This window comes from Streptomyces sp. NPDC086766 (assembly GCF_044746005.1).
Lineage (GTDB): Bacteria > Actinomycetota > Actinomycetes > Streptomycetales > Streptomycetaceae > Streptomyces.
The window spans coordinates 241,160-258,701 of sequence record NZ_JBIVBI010000002.1 but is presented as its reverse complement, the minus strand read 5'-3'; the positions used below and the strand labels follow the sequence as shown (position 1 = coordinate 258,701).

Genomic DNA, 17,542 nt, shown 5'->3' with positions numbered 1-17,542 from the left:
ACAGCACCGTACGCACGCGAAGAAATCCGACATTCGTGAGGAGTTGGTCGCTAGTCTTCGTGCGTCAGTCAGCGCGCCACGAAGGAAGTCGGGTCATGCCGTTCAACCTGGGGGAGCAAGTCAACTTCGGCGGCGAGGTGGCCGTCGTACTGGAGGACCGTGGTGACGGTGGCTACCTGATCTCCAGCGGCCCCACGCAGCTCCGGATCGTGATTCCGAGGGACACACTCGAAAACGCACAGCGAAAGCCCGCCGCCAAGCGGTTGTTCACCCCCACCGCTCCGCACCTGCTGTCGGTGGACGACTTCCTCGACGACCCGGACGAGGTGCGCAAGATCGCGCTCAGCGTCGGCTACCACACCGATCCGCAGTACTACAAAGGTCTGCGCAGCGACCACCGCTTCCTCTGGCCCGGTCTGCGCGAGGAGTTCTCGCGGCTGCTCGGCGCGCCGGTCACCGAATGGCTCGGCCACAGCGCCAACGGCGTCTTCCAGCAGACCGCGCACGACGACCCGCTGGTCTGGCACCACGACACGCAGAGCTACGCCGCCGCGATCTATCTGAACCCGAACCCGCCCGCCGGCGCCGGCACCAGCTTCTGGCGCGACAGGACCCACGGCTGCCGGCGTGCGCCCACCCACCCGAAGGAACAGGCGCGCCTGGGCAGCCGGGAGGCGGTCGAGGCCGCGCGATCAGTCGTCTACGACCCGTACAACCTCGAGCACGAGGACAACTGGGAACTGGTCGAGTCGATCTCCGGCCAGTACAACCGGCTGGTGATCTGGGACGCGAAGCTGATGCACTCGGCCACGTCGTACGAGCACTTCGCCGGGGAGCACGGCACCCACCGCCTGGTGCAACTCTTCTTCTTCGACATCGAGGCCTGAGCGGACCTGGCGTCGCGGGAAGACCCGGCTCGGCCCGGCGCCTTTCGCGCCCACGGACACAACTTTAGACGCGTTCTAAGCTAGGATGGCTTCTGTAAGAGCACAGGAGGCCATCCCCATGTACGAGCCGATACGCAAGAAGTCGGTCCCCACGATGGCCGGCACCCCTTCCGACTTCCCCCACCGATCCCGCGAGGAGGAGCTGGACATCCAGCTCGCGGGTCACCTCGCGGCGCTGCTCGCCGTCACGGACGAGCTGCGCACGGTGGCCCCGTCCGCGGATCTGGACGCCGCGGCCGAGCGCCTCGCCGGGCAGGTGGCCCGGCTCCGGGGAGGAGTGGCTCCGGCGCGTACGCAGGTGGCCGCCGTGCGGGACCCGGCGGCCCTGCACCGGCGGGCGCACGCCCTCTCGGGCCGCGCGCTCGTCGTCGCCGCGTCCCGGGCGGACACGGCGGCGGCGATCCTCGCGGCCGAGCGGATGGACGCGCACGCCGCCGCCGCGCCGGGTGGGCCGCAGAAGCTGAGCAGCTCGACCCACTGACCCTCCCGCCCCTCACAGCCCTCTTCCCTGCGTACATTCGGGTGGACTGCGTCCCCCAAGTGCCCGCCGAACGACGGCTTTATCGGCCTTGCCTCGTAACGTCGTTGGAAATGACGGTGGTTCGTGCTCCATCACGCCATCGTCCCTGACTATTCCACGAGATGTGACAAAGTGACACGTAGGCAATCGCTTTCAGGACTCGTCGGTGCGGCCGCAGTCACCATCGCAGTGGTGTCCTGGGCGATTCATTCCCACTCGGCGGATTCCTCCGATTTCAAAGCCCAGTCATCGGTCGGGCGGAATGTGCAGGACGCCAATATGCTGCTGGAGGCGGGGATTCTTCAGCAGAAGAACCACGACCTCGAAGGGGCCGACCGCACCTACCGGCGTGTGCTGGAACTGGATCCGCAGAACAAGTACGCCTGGTACAACCTGGGAGTCATCGCCCATGGGGACGGCAGGGCGGTCGATGCCCGTGTGGCCTATGACAAGGCCCTGAAGGTCGATCCGGCGTTCCCGCCGGCTCTCTTCAACGAGGCCCTGCTGCTGGAGCCGAGCGACCCCGACCGAGCCGCCGGGCTCCTGAAGCGTGTCATCGCCGACAACCCGAAGGCGGGCACGGCGTATCTGCACCTCGGACGTATCTGGGAGCAGAAGAACCGTGACGACAAAGCCGCGGCCGAGTTCCGTCGTGCGATCGCGACCGATCCCTCACTCCGTTCCCAAGTGCCCAAGGAATTTCGGTGATTCCTGATCACGCAAGCCCGTCACCGACATCGAGCCAAGCAGGGAGCAGCAGATGACGTCGAGCGCGACACCGAGGTTCTCCGTCTTCACCCCCAGCCACCGGCCCCGCTTTCTCGATGAGTGTCTGGCGTCCCTGCAGGCGCAGACCTGTTCGGACTGGGAGTGGGTCGTTCTGCTCAACAACGGCGCCCGGTGGCGCCCGGAGCGGCCCGACGATCGGGTCCGCGTCGAGATCGCGGACGGCCTCAACGGCGTCGGAGCGGTGAAGCGCCGGGCCTGCGAACTGGCCCGTGGCGAGATCCTGGTGGAACTCGATCACGACGATCTGCTCGCGAAGGCGTGCCTGGAGGAGCTCGGCAAGGCGTTCGACGCGCACCCGGAGGCCGTCTTCGTCTACAGCAACACCGCGCAGATCACCGAGGACGGAGGGCGGGACGAGAGCCGCTTCGACGAGACGTTCGGCTGGCAGTACGAGGAGGTGCGGGTCGACGGCCGCAAGCTGCTGCAGGTCATCTCCCTGGCGCCGACACCGCACAACGTCGCCTACATCTGGTACGCGCCCAACCACGTGCGGGCGTTCCGCAGGGAAAGCTACGTCAAGGCCGGCGGGTACGACGCCGCGCGTACGGTTCTGGACGACCAGGACCTGATGTGCCGCCTCTTCCACGTCGGGGACTTCCACCACCTCAACCGCTGCCTCTACCTCCAGCGGGTGCACCCTGCGAACACCCAGCGCGATCCGGAGATCAACAGGCGCATCCAGCGCGAGACGGTCACCCTGTACGACAGGTACATCGAGGCCAACGCCCTCGCGTGGACCCACCGGCGCGGACTGCTCGCCCTGGATCTCGGAGCCGCCCACCGGAAGCCGCCGGGTTACCTCGGCGTGGACCGGCGGCCGGGCGACGGCGTCGACATCGTCGCGACCCTGCCCGGGCGGCTGGACCTGCCGGACGCCTCCGTGGGACTGATGCGGGCGGTGGACTTCCTCGAGTACGTACCCGCGAAGGTGCCCCTGATCAACGAGCTGTACCGGCTGCTGGCACCCGGCGGCATGCTCCTCACCATGACGCCCAGCTCCGACGGCCGCGGCGCGTACCAGGACCCGACGCACGTCGCCTGCTACAACGAGAACTCGTTCTGGTACTACACGGACGACCGGTATCGCGCCTTCGTGCCCGACCTGGAGGCCCGGTTCCAGTCGTCCCGGCTGGTCACCTATTTCCCGAGCGAGTGGCACTCCAAGAACGACATCTCGTACGTCGTCGCCAACCTCATCGCCATGAAGGACGGCGCCGCGCGATGCGGCGGAAGGCTGCTGGTCTAGATCTCGCCGAGCAGCGGGGGCTCGGTGGACGTGGGATTCCACCGAGTGCCTGCCCGGGCCGCGGGTGTTGGTGTGAGAGAGGCGAATTCCGTCCGTCCGCAACCTTCGACGAAGAGTGAAAAAGTGAAACGTACGAGACTCTGGGCCGCACTCGCCACGGCGACGGCGGTTGCCGTCGGGATGACCGCATGGGCGATGCATTCCTCGTCGGCAGGGTCCGTGACCCGGAACGTCAAGTCGACCGACGTGCTGGTGCAGTCCGCCCTGCAGCGCCAGGTTCACCAAGATCCCCTCGGGGCCGCCCGGGACTACAGGCGCGTTCTGGAAATGGACCCCGAGAACAAAGCGGCCTGGTACGGCCTCGGGCTCATCGATCAGCAGTTCGGCAGGACAGCGGATGCCCGCGCGGACTTCGACAAGGCCCTCGACATCGATCCCCACTTCATGTCCGCTCTCTACAGCGAGGCGTACCTGTTGAGACGGAGTGACCCCGACCGCGCCATCGAACTCCTCGAGCGGGCCGCTGCCACCGAACCGAAGGCGGCTTCGATCCCTATGCAACTGGGGCAGCTCCTAGCCGAGAGGGGCCGCAGGGATCAGGCCGAGGACGCGTTCCGTCGGGCGGTCGCAATCGACCGCAAGCTCCTCTCCCGGGTGCCGGAAGAGTTCCGGGACGCCGTGCGCCGGTGATCGTCCGGCGATTCCGCGGGCGCCCGGCGGCCATGAGCGTCGCCGGGGGCCTGTCACGTGCGCCGGGTGCTCCCGCGCGCAGCCGAGGCGAGAGCGGCGAACTCGGGCTCCTTCAGCGCGGCCGTCAGCTGGTCGTCCCACGGCGGGAGGGGAACGAGGCCGGCCCGCAGCCAGTTCCCGTGGCCGAGGACGCCGAAGGCGGGGCGGGCGGCGGGACGCGGGAACTTGTCCGAGCCGACCGGGCGGATCCGCTCGGGGTCCAGGCCACTGAGCCGGAAAGTCTCGCGTGCCAGGCCGTGCCACGTGGTGTGACCGGCCGCCGTCCCGTGGTAGATGCCTGCCGGTGCCGCACCGGCCAGCGCGGCCCGGCCGAGTGCGCCCAGTTGCCGGGCGAGGGCGCGGGTCCAGGTCGGCTGGCCGTGCTGGTCGGCGACCACGTCCAGGGTGTCGTGCCGGGCGGCGAGTTCGAGCATGGTGGCCACGAAGTTGGGCCCGTGGGAACCGTAGAGCCAGGCGGTGCGCACGATGTAGCCGGTGTGCGGCAGCAGTTCGGCGACGGCCCGCTCCCCGGCCAGCTTGCTGCGCCCGTACGCGTTCACGGGTCCGGTCGGCGCGTCCTCAGGGTAGGGCTCACGGCGGTCGCCCGGGAAAACGTAGTCGGTGGAGACGTGCAGCAGGACCGCGCCGCTGTCCGCGCAGGCCCGTGCCAGGTGACGGACACCTGTGCCGTTCACGGCCGTCGCGGCGGTCTCGGACCGCTCGGCGCCGTCGACGTCCGTCCAGGCGGCGCAGTTGACGACCAGCCGGTGACCGGCCACGGCGGCGCGTACGGCCGGCAGGTCGGTGATGTCGAGCTGGTCACGGCCCAGTCCCACCGTGACGGTGTCCGGATCAGCGGTGAGCTCGGCCAGCATGGCCTGCCCCAGCAGCCCGCCCGCGCCGACCACCAGTCGGCTCGTGGTCATCGCCGGGTGGCCCTTTCCTTCAGCGGCTGCCACCAGGAGCGGTGTTCGCGGTACCACGCCACCGTGTCCGCCAGCCCCTCGGTGAAGGGGACCTGGGGGGCATAGCCGAGTTCCTCGCGGATCTTGCTGTCGTCCAGCGAGTAACGCAGGTCGTGGCCCTTGCGGTCGGTCACGTGCTCGACCCGGTCCCAGTCCGCACCGAGCGCGTCCAGCAGTAGGCCGGTGAGCTTGTGGTTGCTCAGCTCGGTGCCACCGCCGATGTGGTACACCTCCCCGGCCCTGCCGCCGTGCAGAGCAAGGTCGATCCCCCTGCAGTGGTCGGAGACGTGCAGCCAGTCGCGGACGTTGCGGCCGTCTCCGTACAGGGGAACCGTCCGGCCCTCGATCAGGTTGGTGATGAAGAGCGGAATGGCCTTCTCGGGGAACTGGTACGGCCCGTAGTTGTTGGTGCACCGGGTGACGACCACGTCCAGGCCATGGGTGCGGTGGTAGGCGAGGGCCAGCAGGTCGGAGCCCGCCTTCGACGCGGAGTACGGGGAGTTCGGCGCGAGCGGCCACTCCTCGGTCCACGAGCCCTCGTCGATGGAGCCGTACACCTCGTCGGTCGACACGTGGACGAAGCGGCCGACGCGGTGACGGCAGGCCGCGTCCAGAAGCACCTGCGTCCCCAGCACATTGGTACGGACGAACGGACCGGCCCCGTCGATCGACCGGTCCACGTGCGATTCGGCGGCGAAGTGCACCACCACGTCCTGGCCGGCCATCACCTCGTCGACCACCTGTGGGTCGCAGATGTCGCCCCGGACGAAGGCGTACCCGGGGTGTGCCGCCACCGGCGCCAGGTTGGCCTCCACACCCGAGTAGGTGAGCTTGTCCAGGACGGTGACCCGCGCCGCCGGATCTGCGGTCAGCCGCCGGCGGACGCATTCCGAGCCGATGAAGCCGGCGCCGCCGGTCACGAGGGTGCGCATGAGTCTCCGATTCTCTCATTGCCCGGCACGGTGTTCCGGGGGCCGGTGCATCAGCCGTGCGCATGCACGCGGACGGTGCCCGCGAGGCGGAAGCCTCGGAGCACCGTCGCGCGATCGCCGTCGGAGCGGGCAGCCGGTACTGCGCTGCCCGCTCCTGCCGGAATTACGGTGTGGTGTTTTCGCAGACGACGAAGGTGGTGATTGCCGCGCCTGCGGAGGTGGCGGTGGCTTGCCAGCCGGTAGGTGGATTGCCGACCGGAGCGCTCTCGCGGAAGGTGCCCGTATCGGTTGTGTATCCGCCGCCGGTGGCAAAGTCACCGGGGTCGCAGTTGGCAGTCGCCGTCCCAGTGCCGTCAGCCGTCCGGACGTAGGTGGCACCGACGGAACCGGTACTGCCCTGGAAGCCCTGCGGCCCCTGGTTCCCCTGGAACCCCTGCGGACCCCGGTCGCCCTGGAACCCCTGCGGACCCTGGTCACCCTGGAAACCCTGCGGACCCGTCGGACCCTGGAACCCCTGGAAACCCTGCGGGCCCTGGTCGCCCTGGAAGCCCTGGAACCCCTGCGCGCCCTGGTCACCCTGGAACCCCTGCGGACCCTGGTCACCCTGGAACCCCTGTGGCCCCTGATCGCCCTGGAACCCCTGCGCGCCCTGGTCACCCTGGAAACCCTGCGGACCCTGATCGCCCTGGAACCCCTGCGCGCCCTGGTCACCCTGGAACCCTTGCGGACCCTGGTCACCCTGGAAACCCTGTGGGCCCTGGTCACCCTGGAACCCCTGGGGGCCCTGATCGCCCTGGAAACCCTGCGGACCCGTCGGACCCTGGAACCCCTGGAAACCCTGCGGACCTTGGTCACCCTGGAACCCCTGCGCGCCCTGGTCGCCCTGGAAACCCTGCGGACCCGTCGGACCCTGGAACCCCTGGAAACCCTGCGGACCTTGGTCACCCTGGAACCCCTGCGGACCCTGATCGCCCTGGAAACCCTGCGGACCCGTCGGACCCTGGAAACCCTGCGCGCCCTGGTCCCCCTGGAAACCCTGCGCGCCCTGGTCCCCCTGGAAACCCTGCGGACCGAGGCCACCCTGGAAGCCTTGGGGACCCTGAGGACCCTGGAAGCCCTGCGGACCCTGCGGACCCTGAGGGCCCCGTTTTCCGGGCTTGCCGGGCTTGCCGGGCTTGCCCTCATGGCCCCGCGGCCCCCGCTTGCCCGGCTTACCGGGATTGCCCTCATGGCCCCGCGGGCCCTGCGGGCCACGCGAACCGTGGCCGCCCCGCGAGTTGTGCTTCTTCCCGTCACCCGCCCCGTGCGGACCTGGCGCCGACGCTCCGCCGGCGTGGTCGGCTCTGTGGATGGCGTCGGCGATGGCAACCGAACTCGGCACCACGTTGAGCATCACTGCGAGAGCGCCCACCGACACCATCATGGCGGACCTCAGCCGTGATTTTCGAATCGTTCTGCGGTTCAAGGGAGTCTTCCTCAGGAACTGGGAGGGGTCGGCCGAAAGCGCGCGCAGTCCTGGCACACCATGTGCCTGCGTGTCACGTCGCCGATGCCACGGACAAAACCATTCATAAACTCACAGGCTTGACAAGTCGCCACTTGACGTCATGTCATGCACGAGGATCACCCATGCGGCTCCCGTCCTTTCCGCAATACGCGAGGCAGGCGCCATACGAAGGGAGCAGACCTTTTCGCTCGGCCTCCTCCAGCGTGGGCGCCGCCGCGTCCTTCGGGGAAAGGCGCGGCGTGAGGTTCTCGGGCCAGGCGATGCCCAGCGCCGGATCGAGGGGATCGATACCGTACTCACGGTCCGGCGCATATCCCTCCGAGCAGAGGTAGACCACGGTGGAGTCGTGCTCGAGCGCCATGAAGGCGTGGCCCAGCCCTTCCGACAGGTAGACGGAGCGGTGCGTCGAGTCGTCGAGCCTGACCGCCTCCCACTTCCCGAAGCTCGGTGAACCGGCACGGATGTCGACCACCACGTCGAGGACGGCGCCACGGACACACGTCACGTACTTGGCCTGGCCAGGAGGGACCGATGCGTAGTGAATGCCGCGGAGAGTCCCGAGGACGGAACGCGAGCAATTCGCCTGGGCAAGCCCGAGTCGCCGACCGGTGGATTCGTGGAACTGTTCATCCTTGAACAGTTCATGGAATCGGCCCCTGCTGTCCGTGAATACCCTGGGCGTGTCCACCCAGGCTCCTTCGATCCCTAGTGGTCTCACGTGAATACTCCGTGACGCGATCCGCTGCCCCTTTGGGGCATGACGACCTGGCGGGAATCCTCCAGCAGGCGCAGGAGATAGTGGCCGTATCCGCTCTTGAGCAGCGGGCGGGCGAGTTCCCGGAGGCGGTCGTCATCGATGAGGCCGGCCCGCCACACCGCCTCCTCGACGCAACCGACCTTGAATCCCTGGCGTTCCTCGATCACCCGGACGAACTCCGAAGCCTGAACCAGGGAGGTGAAGGTTCCGGTGTCGAGCCAGGCCGTACCCCTGTCGAGGCGGGTGACGTGCAGTGCCCCGGCTTCCAGATACGCCCGGTTGAGGTCGGTGATCTCCAACTCGCCCCGGTCGCTGGGGCGCAGGCCGCGAGCGACGTCCACGACGCCGTTGTCGTAGAAGTACAGCCCGGGTACGGCATACCGGGACCTGGGCCGCTCGGGTTTCTCCTCGATGGAGAGCGCACGTCCCCGCTCGTCGAATTCCACAACGCCGTAGGCCGAGGGGTCGGCGACCTGGTAGGCGAACACCCTGCCGCCCCGCAGGCCCTCGTTGCGCGCAAGCCGGGAGCCGAGGCCGCTTCCGTGGAAGATGTTGTCGCCGAGGATCAGCGCCACCGATTCGTGGCCGATGAAGTCGGCCCCCAGGAGAAAGGCCTGGGCGATGCCTTCAGGGCGCTCCTGTGTCACATACTCCAGTCTCAGCCCCAGTTGACTTCCGTCGCCGAGCAACTGGCGGAATTGGCAGTGGTCCTGCGAGGCGGTGATGATGAGAACGTCCCGGATGCCGGCCATCACCAGCGTGGAAAGCGGGTAATAGATCATCGGTTTATCGAAGACCGGCAGCAATTGTTTCGACACCGAGCGGGTCAATGGCCACAGCCGTGAGCCGGTGCCACCGGCCAACAGAATTCCGCGCATGACAGCACCATAGACGGAGTGCTTTTAGGCGCCTCACTTACACGCGAGGAACGGCGTGTGCGGAGAAGGCGAGGACAGGAGAGGGCGGCCATTCGGTGGATTCTCCGCACACGGGAGTTCGGTCGGGACCGAAGACCGCACGGTGCTGGCATCTTGAGGGCTGCCAATCTCGGTTTCCCGAAGGGGCTCTCGATGCAAGCACCGCTCGCCAACGGCGCAAAAGTCCCAGTCCAGCAGCAGAATTGCGCGAGGACTGCGCCGGCCGAACCACAGCGCAAGGGCCGCTTCGACGGCACGTGGTGGATCTGGGCCATGGCGGGAGCGCTGTTCGTGGCGTACGCGGCGGTGTCGGTGCGATTCCACGAGCGGATGATCACGAGCGGCTACGACCTGGGCATCTTCCAGCAGGTCGTCCGCTCTTACGCGGAGGGGCATCTACCGGTCTCCGAGGTCAAAGGCCAGGACTTTCCCGTCCTGGGAGATCACTTCTCTCCGATCCTGGCGCTCGTGGCGCCCTTCTACATGATGTGGCGGAGCGCGGAGACACTCCTGCTGGTCCAGGCCGCGCTCGTCGCGGTGAGCGTCGTGCCGCTGGCTCTCTGGGCCCGCCGGGCCCTGGGCGCTCCGGCCGGAGCGGTGATCGGTGCGTGCTACGGGCTCTCCTGGGGCATCGCGAGCGCGGTGGGCTACGACTTCCACGAAGTGGCGTTCGCCGCTCCCCTCCTGGCGTTCTCCCTGACCGCCCTCGGGAACGGCCGACTGACCGCTGCGGCATGCTGGGCGCTGCCCCTGCTCCTCGTGAAGGAGGACCTCGGACTCACGGTTCTCGTCGTCGGTCTCCTCATCATCCGGCGAGGCGACCGCCGGCTCGGAGCGTTCACCGCGCTGGCCGGCCTCACCGGGACGGCGCTGGCCCTGTTCGTGGTCCTGCCGTCCTTCAACCCCGATGGTTCCTTTGCCTATTGGTCGCTGCTGCAGGATTCCCCAGTAGGCAGCCAAGGGACGACCGCGGGCGGTGCCGGCGGTCTGCTGGGCATGCTCCACCAGGCCACCATCGGTCTCGTCACCCCCCAGACCAAGGTGACGACCTTCACCCTCGTGCTGGCTCCCACCGTGTTCCTGGCGATGCGGTCGCCCCTGCTGTGGGTGGCCCTGCCCACGCTGCTGTGGCGCTTCGCGTCGGACAACAACCTGCATTGGGGGACCAGCTTCCACTACTCGCTCGTCCTGATGCCCATCGTCTTCGCGGCCTTCGTCGATGCCCTGGTACGACGCGGGACGAGCGGACCCGGCCTGCGCCGCTACCTTGCCGCCTCCGCCGCGATCACCCTCATGATCCTTCCGAGTTTCCCTCTGTTCCAGCTGTTCCAGCCGGAGACCTGGCGAACCGACGCCCGCGTGACCACCGCCCGCAGACTGCTCGCCATGATCCCCGACGGCGTCACGGTCCAGGCATCGGACCACCTGGTGCCCCAGCTCGCCGACCGCACGAGCGTCAGCCTCTACGGCTCCCTCGGCAGCCGCCCCGATCCGCAGTGGGTCATGGTGGACACCTGGGTACCGGACAACTGGCGACGCTGGCCGGGCCAGCCACTCAGCGCCGAGGCTGAGCACCAGCGCCTGGCCTACGACCTCGGCCACCATTACGGCCTGGTGGCCGAGGAGGCCGGTTTCGTGCTGATCCACCGCCGGACGTGAGGCTGGGCCGCCGGCGGGCAGCGGGTCCCGCCCGGGGGCCGGACGGATGTCCCGCGGTACCGCGAAGGCCGCGACCGCGGGCGTGCGGGGCGGTAAGCACACCTGAGGCCCCTCGCGCACAACGGTGTGCGCGAGGGGCCTCTTCGTGTGCTGTCACCGCGGCCGGCCGTGACGATCGCTGGTCAGGGCATGCGACCGGCCGCGGAGTCGTACGGGCTCGTCAGCCCAGGCGCTCGACCAGGGCGCGGTACTGGTCCCACAGCTCCTTGGGCGTGTGGTCGCCGAAGGTGTTGAGGTGCTCGGGGACCAGGGCGGCCTCCTCGCGCCACACGTCCTTGTCGACGGTGAGCAGGAAGTCCAGGTCGGACTCCGACAGGTCCAGGCCCTTGGTGTCCAGGGCGCCCTTCGCCGGCAGGACGCCGATCGGGGTCTCCACGCCCTCCGCCTTGCCGTCCAGGCGCTCGACGATCCACTTCAGCACGCGGCTGTTCTCGCCGAAGCCGGGCCAGACGAACTTGCCCGCGTCGTTCTTGCGGAACCAGTTGACGTAGTAGATCTTCGGCAGCTTGGACTGGTCCTTGCCCTTGGCCACCTCGACCCAGTGCCCCATGTAGTCGCCCATGTTGTAGCCGCAGAACGGCAGCATGGCGAACGGGTCGCGGCGCAGCTCGCCGACCTTGCCCTCGGCGGCGGCGGTCTTCTCGGAGGCGACGTTGGCACCGAGGAAGACGCCGTGGTTCCAGTCGAAGGACTCGGTCACCAGCGGCACCGCGCTGGCGCGCCGGCCGCCGAACAGGATCGCCGAGATCGGCACGCCCCTGGGGTCCTCCCACTCGGGCGCGATGATCGGGCACTGCGAGGCGGGCGTGGTGAAGCGGGCGTTGGGGTGCGCGGCGGGCGTCCCGGACTCCGGGGTCCAGGAGTTGCCCTTCCAGTCGGTGAGGTGGGCCGGGGTCTCCTCCGTCATGCCCTCCCACCAGACGTCGTTGTCGTCGGTGAGGGCGACGTTCGTGAAGACCGAGTTGCCCCACAGCGTCTTCATCGCGTTGGCGTTGGTGTGCTCACCGGTGCCCGGCGCGACGCCGAAGAAGCCGGCCTCGGGGTTGATCGCGTACAGGCGTCCGTCCTCGCCGAACCGCATCCACGCGATGTCGTCGCCGATGGTCTCGACGGTCCAGCCGGAGATCGTCGGCTCGAGCATGGCGAGGTTGGTCTTGCCGCAGGCGCTCGGGAAGGCGGCGGCGACGTACTTGGACTCGCCCTGCGGCGGGGTGAGCTTGAGGATCAGCATGTGCTCGGCGAGCCAGCCCTCGTCGCGCGCCATGACGGAGGCGATGCGCAGGGCGTAGCACTTCTTGCCGAGCAGCGCGTTGCCGCCGTAGCCCGAGCCGTAGGACCAGATCTCGCGGCTCTCGGGGAAGTGCGAGATGTACTTGGTGGAGTTGCACGGCCACGGCACGTCCGCCTGGCCCGGCTCCAGCGGGGCGCCCAGGGTGTGCACGGCCTTCACGAAGAAGCCGTTGTCGCCGAGCTCGTCCAGCACCGGCCGGCCCATGCGCGTCATCGTGCGCATGGACACCGCGACGTAGGCGGAGTCGGTGATCTCCACGCCGATCGCGGACAGCGGGGAGCCGAGCGGGCCCATGCAGAACGGGACGACGTACATCGTCCGGCCCTTCATGGAGCCGCGGAAGACACCCTGCTCACCGGCGAAGATCTCCCGCATCTCGGCGGGGGCCTTCCAGTGGTTGGTCGGACCGGCGTCCTCCTCCTTCTCCGAGCAGATGAAGGTCCGGTCCTCGACGCGGGCGACGTCCGTCGGGTCGGAGGCCGCGTAGTAGGAGTTGGGGCGCTTGATCGGGTCGAGTTTGCGGAAGGTGCCCTTCGCGACGAGCTCCTCGCACAGGCGCTCGTACTCGGCCTCGGATCCGTCACACCAGACCACGTTGTCCGGCTGCGTCAGTTCGGCGATCTCGTTCACCCACGAGATCAGTTCCTGATGGTTGGTGGGGATGACGGGGGGAGCCGCGATGTCGCGCGCCACGATTGCTCCTAAATGAGGGATTTTTGTCTTGTCGCCCCGTGGGGGCTGCGACCCGGATGCTTCGTAGCCGCTCATCCGGTGTCGACCGCACTCATTTGATCATCCGACGAGAGCGCGCATCTGTCCAGAGGGCGTCACAGGTGAGCAACGTGAGGAACACCACGGTTACCGCGATTCTTTGCGTCCACGTAAGGTTCGACTGAAAGACTTTTTGCGTTACGGCCGGTCACGGAACGCGCTGATGGGCCACTTACGGTGGCGTAGGTACCATGCCGTCCATGACTGCGTCCGCCTCCGACGCGCCTCTGGACCCGCCGGCCGCCGGCCGGGGTCCGGTCGCGCTCTCCCTGCCGCATCCGGTCAAGCCGAGGCTCCGCGGCTGGCTGCATCTGGGCATGTTTCCGGCCGTACTCGTCGCCGGGCTGGTGCTCACCGCCCTGGCCGACTCCACCCGCGGACGGATCGCGTGCGGGATCTACGCCCTCACCGCCTGCCTGCTCTTCGGCGTCAGCGCGCTGTACCACCGGGGCAACTGGAGCCCCCGCATGGACGGCGTGCTGCGGCGCCTCGACCACGCGAACATCTTCCTGATCATCGCGGGCACCTACACGCCGCTGACCATGCTGCTGCTGCCCGGCGCCAAGGGGCAGTGGCTGCTGTGGGGCATCTGGGCCGCGGCCGCCGCGGGCATCGTCTTCCGCGTCTTCTGGGTCGGCGCCCCGCGCTGGCTCTACACCCCCTGCTACATCGCGATGGGCTGGGCGGCCGTCTTCTTCCTGCCGGACTTCCTGCGCACGGGCGGCATCGCCGTCCTGGTCCTGGTGATCGTCGGGGGCCTGCTGTACAGCGCGGGCGGTGTCGTCTACGGCATCAAGCGGCCCAACCCGTCACCGCGCTGGTTCGGCTTCCACGAGGTCTTCCACACCTTCACCCTCGCCGCCTTCGTCGTCCACTACGTCGGCATCTCCCTGGTGGCCTACCAGCACGCCTGACCCCGGGCCCGGCCGATGCCGGACAATGACCTCCATGAAGGCCCCCCGCACCACCGCTCCCGCCGGCCGCCCGCAGCCGGGCCTGCGCGAGCGGAAGAAGACCAGGACCCGTGAGGCGATCCGCGCGGCGACGTACGCACTCGTCGAGGCGCAGGGGTACGACGCCACGACGATCGAGCAGATCGCGGAACGGGCCGAGGTGTCGCCGTCGACCGTCTTCCGGTACTTCCCGACCAAGGAGGACATCGTCCTCACCGACGAGAACGACCGGGTCCTCCTGGAGGAGCTGCGCGCCCGCCCCGCGGACGAGCCGTGGACGGAGTCCGTCCGCCAGGTGCTGCGCCGAGCCGTCGGCCTCGGTGTCGGGACGGACCCCGGGCCGGCGCGGCTGCGCACCCGGCTGATGGTCGAGGTGCCCGCGGTGCGCGCCCGGATGACGGAGAGCATGTCGGTCACCGGCCGTATGCTCTGCGCCGCCATCGGCGAGCGCACCGGCCGCGACCCGCACGGGCTGGAGGTGCGGGTCTGGGCGATGTCCCTCATCGGCGCCCTGATGGAGACCTCCCTGTACTGGGCCGAGCACGGCCACCGGGAGGACCTCGCGGACCTCGTCGACCGCGCCCTCACCGTCCTCGAACACGGCGTCCCGGCCAAGAACACCTGAGGCGCCGGCCGCCGTCCGTGCCATCCTGGCCGGGTGAACGGTCCCGAGATCCTCGTCGGCTTCGACCCCGGCCTGCGCCTGTTCGTCCCGCACACCCGGCGGGGCGGCGCCACTCCCGTCGTCACCGACGGCGTCTCGACGCTCGGCCACGTCGTGGAGTCCCTGGGCGTCCCGCTCACCGAGGTCGGCGCGCTGGTCGTGGACGGCCACGAGGTGCCGGCCTCGCACATCCCGGCGGCCGGCGAGACCGTGAGCGTACGCGCCGTGGAGCGCCCCCAGGAGGTACCCGGCGCGCCCCTGCGCTTCCTCCTCGACGTCCACCTCGGCACGCTCGCCCGCCGGCTGCGGCTGCTCGGCGTCGACGCCGCCTACGAGTCCACGGACATCGGCGACCCGGCCCTCGCCACCCGCTCGGCGGCCGAGAAGCGGGTGCTGCTCAGCCGCGACCGGGGGCTGCTGCGCCGCCGCGAACTGTGGGCGGGCGCCTTCGTCTACAGCACCCGCCCCGTCGACCAGCTCCGCGACGTCCTCGACCGCTTCCGCCCCGAGCTCCGCCCGTGGACCCGCTGCACCGCCTGCAACGGGCTCCTGCGGCAGGCCACCAAGGACGAGGTGGCCGACCGGCTGGAGCACGGCACGCACCGCACCTACGACGTCTTCGCCCAGTGCCTCGACTGCGGGCGCGCCTACTGGAAGGGCGCCCACCACGACCAGCTCGTGGCGATCGTGGAGCGCGCCCTCGCCGACTACGCCGACCACGGCTGAGGCGGCCTCACCCGCTCAGCGCGGCACGCAGGCGCTCCGGGTCGCCGGTCGGGGCGTCGCAGGTGAAGTTGCGGCAGACGTACGCGGTCGGCTCACCGCCCGCGAGCGGACGCTCGGCGAGCAGCGGGAACTCGTCGCTGTCCGGTGTCCCGTAGGCGACCACCGCGCCGGGCGCGGTGGCCAGCAGCGCCGTACGGTGCAGCGCCTTCGCCGCCGCGTCCTGCGGGGACGGGCCGACCACCGCGACCTCGCGCGGCCCGTCCAGCAGTGCCTCGGCGACGGCCAGTCCCCAGCCGACGAAGCGCGGAACCCGCGGGCCGAGGGCCGCGACGACGCCCGACGCCCGCTCGGCGGCGGTGCGGTGGGCCTCGGAACCCGTGTGGGCCGCGTACCCGAGCAGGGCGCCCGCGGCGGCGGTCCAGCCGGAGGGGGTGGCGTTGTCGGTGGGGTCCTGAGGCCGGCGGATCAGTTCCTCGGCGTCGGCGGCGGTGTCGTAGAGGGCGCCGGAGTCGTCGGTGAACCGGGTGAGGACGTGGTCCAGGAGCAGGCCCGCGAAGTCGAGCCAGACGCCCTCGCCGGTGACCGAGGCCAGGGCGAGGAAGCCCTCGGCGACGTCGGCGTAGTCCTCCAGCACGCCCGCGTTCGCGCCGGCCCGGCCGTCCCTGCTGGTGCGGGACAGCCGCGCGTGCTCGTCCAGGTGCACCCGGACCAGGAGATCGGCCGCGCCGACCGCGGCCTCGACCAGGTCCGGGCGGTCGAAGTACGCGCCGGTCTCGGCGAGCGCGGCGATCGCGAGCCCGTTCCACGCGGCGACCACCTTGTCGTCGCGGCCCGGGGCGGGCCGCCGCGCGCGGCTGTCGAACAGACGGCGCCTGATCGAGGCCACCCGCTCCGCGTCGGACACGCCCTCACCCTCCGGCAGCCGGAGCACCGAGGAGCCGTGCTCGAAGGTGCCCTCCTCGGTCACACCGTAGTAGCGGGCGGCGAGTTCGGCGTCGTCCTCCCCGAGGACCTCGCGCAGCTGGTCCGGAGTCCAGACGTAGTACGCCCCCTCGACGTGCCTGCCGGTCCCGCCCTCCCGTCGCCCGCCACCACCCTTCCCAGGACGCGCTTCGCGCGGCGCCTCCTCTTCGCTGTCGGCGTCGAGCGCGGAGGCGAACCCGCCCTCGTCCGTGCGCAGTTCACGCACCATGAAGTCCGCGGTCTCCAGCGCGACACGGCGGGCGAGCCCGGAACCGGTGGCCCGCCACAGGTGGGCGTAGACCCGGCACAGCAGGGCGTTGTCGTACAGCATCTTCTCGAAGTGCGGCACGACCCAGTCGCGGTCGACGGAGTAGCGGGCGAAGCCGCCGCCGAGCTGGTCGTAGATGCCGCCGCGGGCCATGCGCTCGCAGGTGTCCCGCGCCATCTGCAGAGCGCCCTCGGAGCCGGTGCGGGCGTGGTGGCGCAGCAGGAACTCGATCACCATCGACGGAGGGAACTTGGGCGCGCCGCCGAACCCGCCGCGCTGCGGGTCGTACTCGCGGGTGAGGCCCAGCAGGGCCTGGGCGAGCTCCTCCTCCCCCGGCGCCCGGCCGCCGCCGTGGGTCAGCTCGCGTCCGGCCAGGTCCCGCACGATCTTCCGGGCGACGTCGGTGACGTCGTCCCGGCGCGTGGCCCAGGCCTGGCGGACGCCCTCCAGGACCTGCCGGAAGGACGGCATCCCGTGCCGGGCGTCCGGCGGGAAGTACGTACCGAAGTAGAAGGGTTCCGCGTCGGGCGTGAGGAAGACGGTCATCGGCCAGCCGCCCTGCCCGGTGGCCGCCTGCACGGCCTCCATGTAGACGGCGTCGACGTCGGGGCGCTCCTCGCGGTCGACCTTGACGCTGACGAAGTTCTCGTTCATGACGGCCGCGGTGGCCTCGTCCTCGAAGGACTCGTGGGCCATCACATGGCACCAGTGGCAGCTGCTGTACCCGACGCTCAGCAGCACGGGGACGTCGCGCCGCCGCGCCTCCTCGAAGGCCGCGCCCGACCAGGGCCACCAGTCGACGGGGTTCTCGGCGTGCTGGAGCAGGTAGGGGGACGTCTCGTGGGCCAGTCGGTTCGCCATACCCCCATCCTGCCCCA

General features: G+C 69.7%; 16 protein-coding genes. 10 read left to right on the top strand and 6 right to left on the bottom strand.

Going from position 1 to position 17,542, the window contains the following annotated elements; genetic code table 11:
• Window positions 1-95: 95 nt before the first annotated feature.
• From ACIPM1_RS04290 to ACIPM1_RS04270, 5 genes are all read left to right on the top strand, one after another.
• Window positions 96-887, top strand: coding sequence for a DUF6445 family protein (locus ACIPM1_RS04290; RefSeq protein ID WP_402428705.1), 792 nt, complete (start codon window positions 96-98; stop codon window positions 885-887).
• A gap of 118 nt (window positions 888-1,005) precedes the next feature.
• Complete coding sequence (locus tag ACIPM1_RS04285) at window positions 1,006-1,428, top strand: hypothetical protein (RefSeq protein WP_402428702.1); 423 nt, start codon at window positions 1,006-1,008, stop codon at window positions 1,426-1,428.
• 231 nt (window positions 1,429-1,659) lie between these two features.
• On the top strand, window positions 1,660-2,175 hold the full coding sequence (locus tag ACIPM1_RS04280; RefSeq protein ID WP_402428699.1) for a tetratricopeptide repeat protein: 516 nt from the start codon (window positions 1,660-1,662) through the stop codon (window positions 2,173-2,175).
• Window positions 2,176-2,227: 52 nt separating this feature from the next.
• Window positions 2,228-3,502, top strand: coding sequence for a glycosyltransferase (locus ACIPM1_RS04275; RefSeq protein ID WP_402428696.1), 1,275 nt, complete (start codon window positions 2,228-2,230; stop codon window positions 3,500-3,502).
• Between the two features lie 219 nt (window positions 3,503-3,721).
• Window positions 3,722-4,192, top strand: a complete 471-nt coding sequence (locus ACIPM1_RS04270; protein WP_402428693.1) for a tetratricopeptide repeat protein — start codon at window positions 3,722-3,724, stop codon at window positions 4,190-4,192.
• 53 nt (window positions 4,193-4,245) lie between these two features.
• Here the strand turns inward: ACIPM1_RS04270 and rfbD are convergent, their stop codons facing one another.
• Window positions 4,246-5,157 carry a dTDP-4-dehydrorhamnose reductase gene (gene rfbD, locus ACIPM1_RS04265; RefSeq protein WP_402428690.1) on the bottom strand — a complete coding sequence of 304 codons (912 nt, stop codon included), beginning with the start codon at window positions 5,155-5,157 and terminating at the stop codon, window positions 4,246-4,248.
• Window positions 5,154-6,128, bottom strand: coding sequence for a dTDP-glucose 4,6-dehydratase (rfbB, locus tag ACIPM1_RS04260; protein ID WP_402428688.1), 975 nt, complete (start codon window positions 6,126-6,128; stop codon window positions 5,154-5,156). The genes rfbD and rfbB overlap by 4 nt, the downstream gene beginning before the upstream one ends.
• Before the next feature lie 229 nt (window positions 6,129-6,357).
• Here rfbB and ACIPM1_RS04255 point away from each other — a divergent pair, with 229 nt between their 5' ends.
• Window positions 6,358-7,569 carry a DUF4573 domain-containing protein gene (locus tag ACIPM1_RS04255; protein ID WP_402428685.1) on the top strand — a complete coding sequence of 404 codons (1,212 nt, stop codon included), beginning with the start codon at window positions 6,358-6,360 and terminating at the stop codon, window positions 7,567-7,569.
• Between the two features lie 169 nt (window positions 7,570-7,738).
• On the opposite strand, the gene rfbC is transcribed toward ACIPM1_RS04255, so the two are convergent.
• On the bottom strand, window positions 7,739-8,353 hold the full coding sequence (gene rfbC / locus ACIPM1_RS04250) for a dTDP-4-dehydrorhamnose 3,5-epimerase (RefSeq protein WP_402428682.1): 615 nt from the start codon (window positions 8,351-8,353) through the stop codon (window positions 7,739-7,741).
• A complete protein-coding gene (rfbA, locus tag ACIPM1_RS04245) occupies window positions 8,350-9,270 on the bottom strand; it encodes a glucose-1-phosphate thymidylyltransferase RfbA (RefSeq protein ID WP_402428679.1) in 921 nt (306 codons plus the stop codon). Before rfbA ends, rfbC begins: the two co-directional genes overlap by 4 nt.
• Window positions 9,271-9,462: 192 nt before the next feature.
• Here rfbA and ACIPM1_RS04240 point away from each other — a divergent pair, with 192 nt between their 5' ends.
• Window positions 9,463-10,968: a DUF2079 domain-containing protein gene (locus ACIPM1_RS04240; RefSeq protein ID WP_402428676.1), complete on the top strand. Its 1,506-nt coding sequence runs from the start codon at window positions 9,463-9,465 to the stop codon at window positions 10,966-10,968.
• Window positions 10,969-11,188: 220 nt separating this feature from the next.
• On the opposite strand, the gene ACIPM1_RS04235 is transcribed toward ACIPM1_RS04240, so the two are convergent.
• Window positions 11,189-13,012 carry a phosphoenolpyruvate carboxykinase (GTP) gene (locus tag ACIPM1_RS04235; RefSeq protein ID WP_402428673.1) on the bottom strand — a complete coding sequence of 608 codons (1,824 nt, stop codon included), beginning with the start codon at window positions 13,010-13,012 and terminating at the stop codon, window positions 11,189-11,191.
• A gap of 278 nt (window positions 13,013-13,290) precedes the next feature.
• On the opposite strand from ACIPM1_RS04235, the gene ACIPM1_RS04230 reads away from it, so the two are divergent.
• Genes ACIPM1_RS04230 through ACIPM1_RS04220 form a run of 3 tightly spaced genes read left to right on the top strand, consistent with a single transcriptional unit; the run spans window position 13,291 to window position 15,433 of the window.
• A complete protein-coding gene (locus tag ACIPM1_RS04230) occupies window positions 13,291-14,004 on the top strand; it encodes a hemolysin III family protein (RefSeq protein WP_356189473.1) in 714 nt (237 codons plus the stop codon).
• 25 nt (window positions 14,005-14,029) lie between these two features.
• Window positions 14,030-14,668: a TetR/AcrR family transcriptional regulator gene (locus ACIPM1_RS04225; protein WP_402428670.1), complete on the top strand. Its 639-nt coding sequence runs from the start codon at window positions 14,030-14,032 to the stop codon at window positions 14,666-14,668.
• Between the two features lie 33 nt (window positions 14,669-14,701).
• Complete coding sequence (locus tag ACIPM1_RS04220; RefSeq protein ID WP_402428667.1) at window positions 14,702-15,433, top strand: Mut7-C RNAse domain-containing protein; 732 nt, start codon at window positions 14,702-14,704, stop codon at window positions 15,431-15,433.
• 7 nt (window positions 15,434-15,440) lie between these two features.
• Here ACIPM1_RS04220 and ACIPM1_RS04215 read toward each other — a convergent pair whose 3' ends face one another.
• Window positions 15,441-17,525: a thioredoxin domain-containing protein gene (locus ACIPM1_RS04215; RefSeq protein ID WP_402428664.1), complete on the bottom strand. Its 2,085-nt coding sequence runs from the start codon at window positions 17,523-17,525 to the stop codon at window positions 15,441-15,443.
• Window positions 17,526-17,542 lie beyond the last annotated feature (17 nt).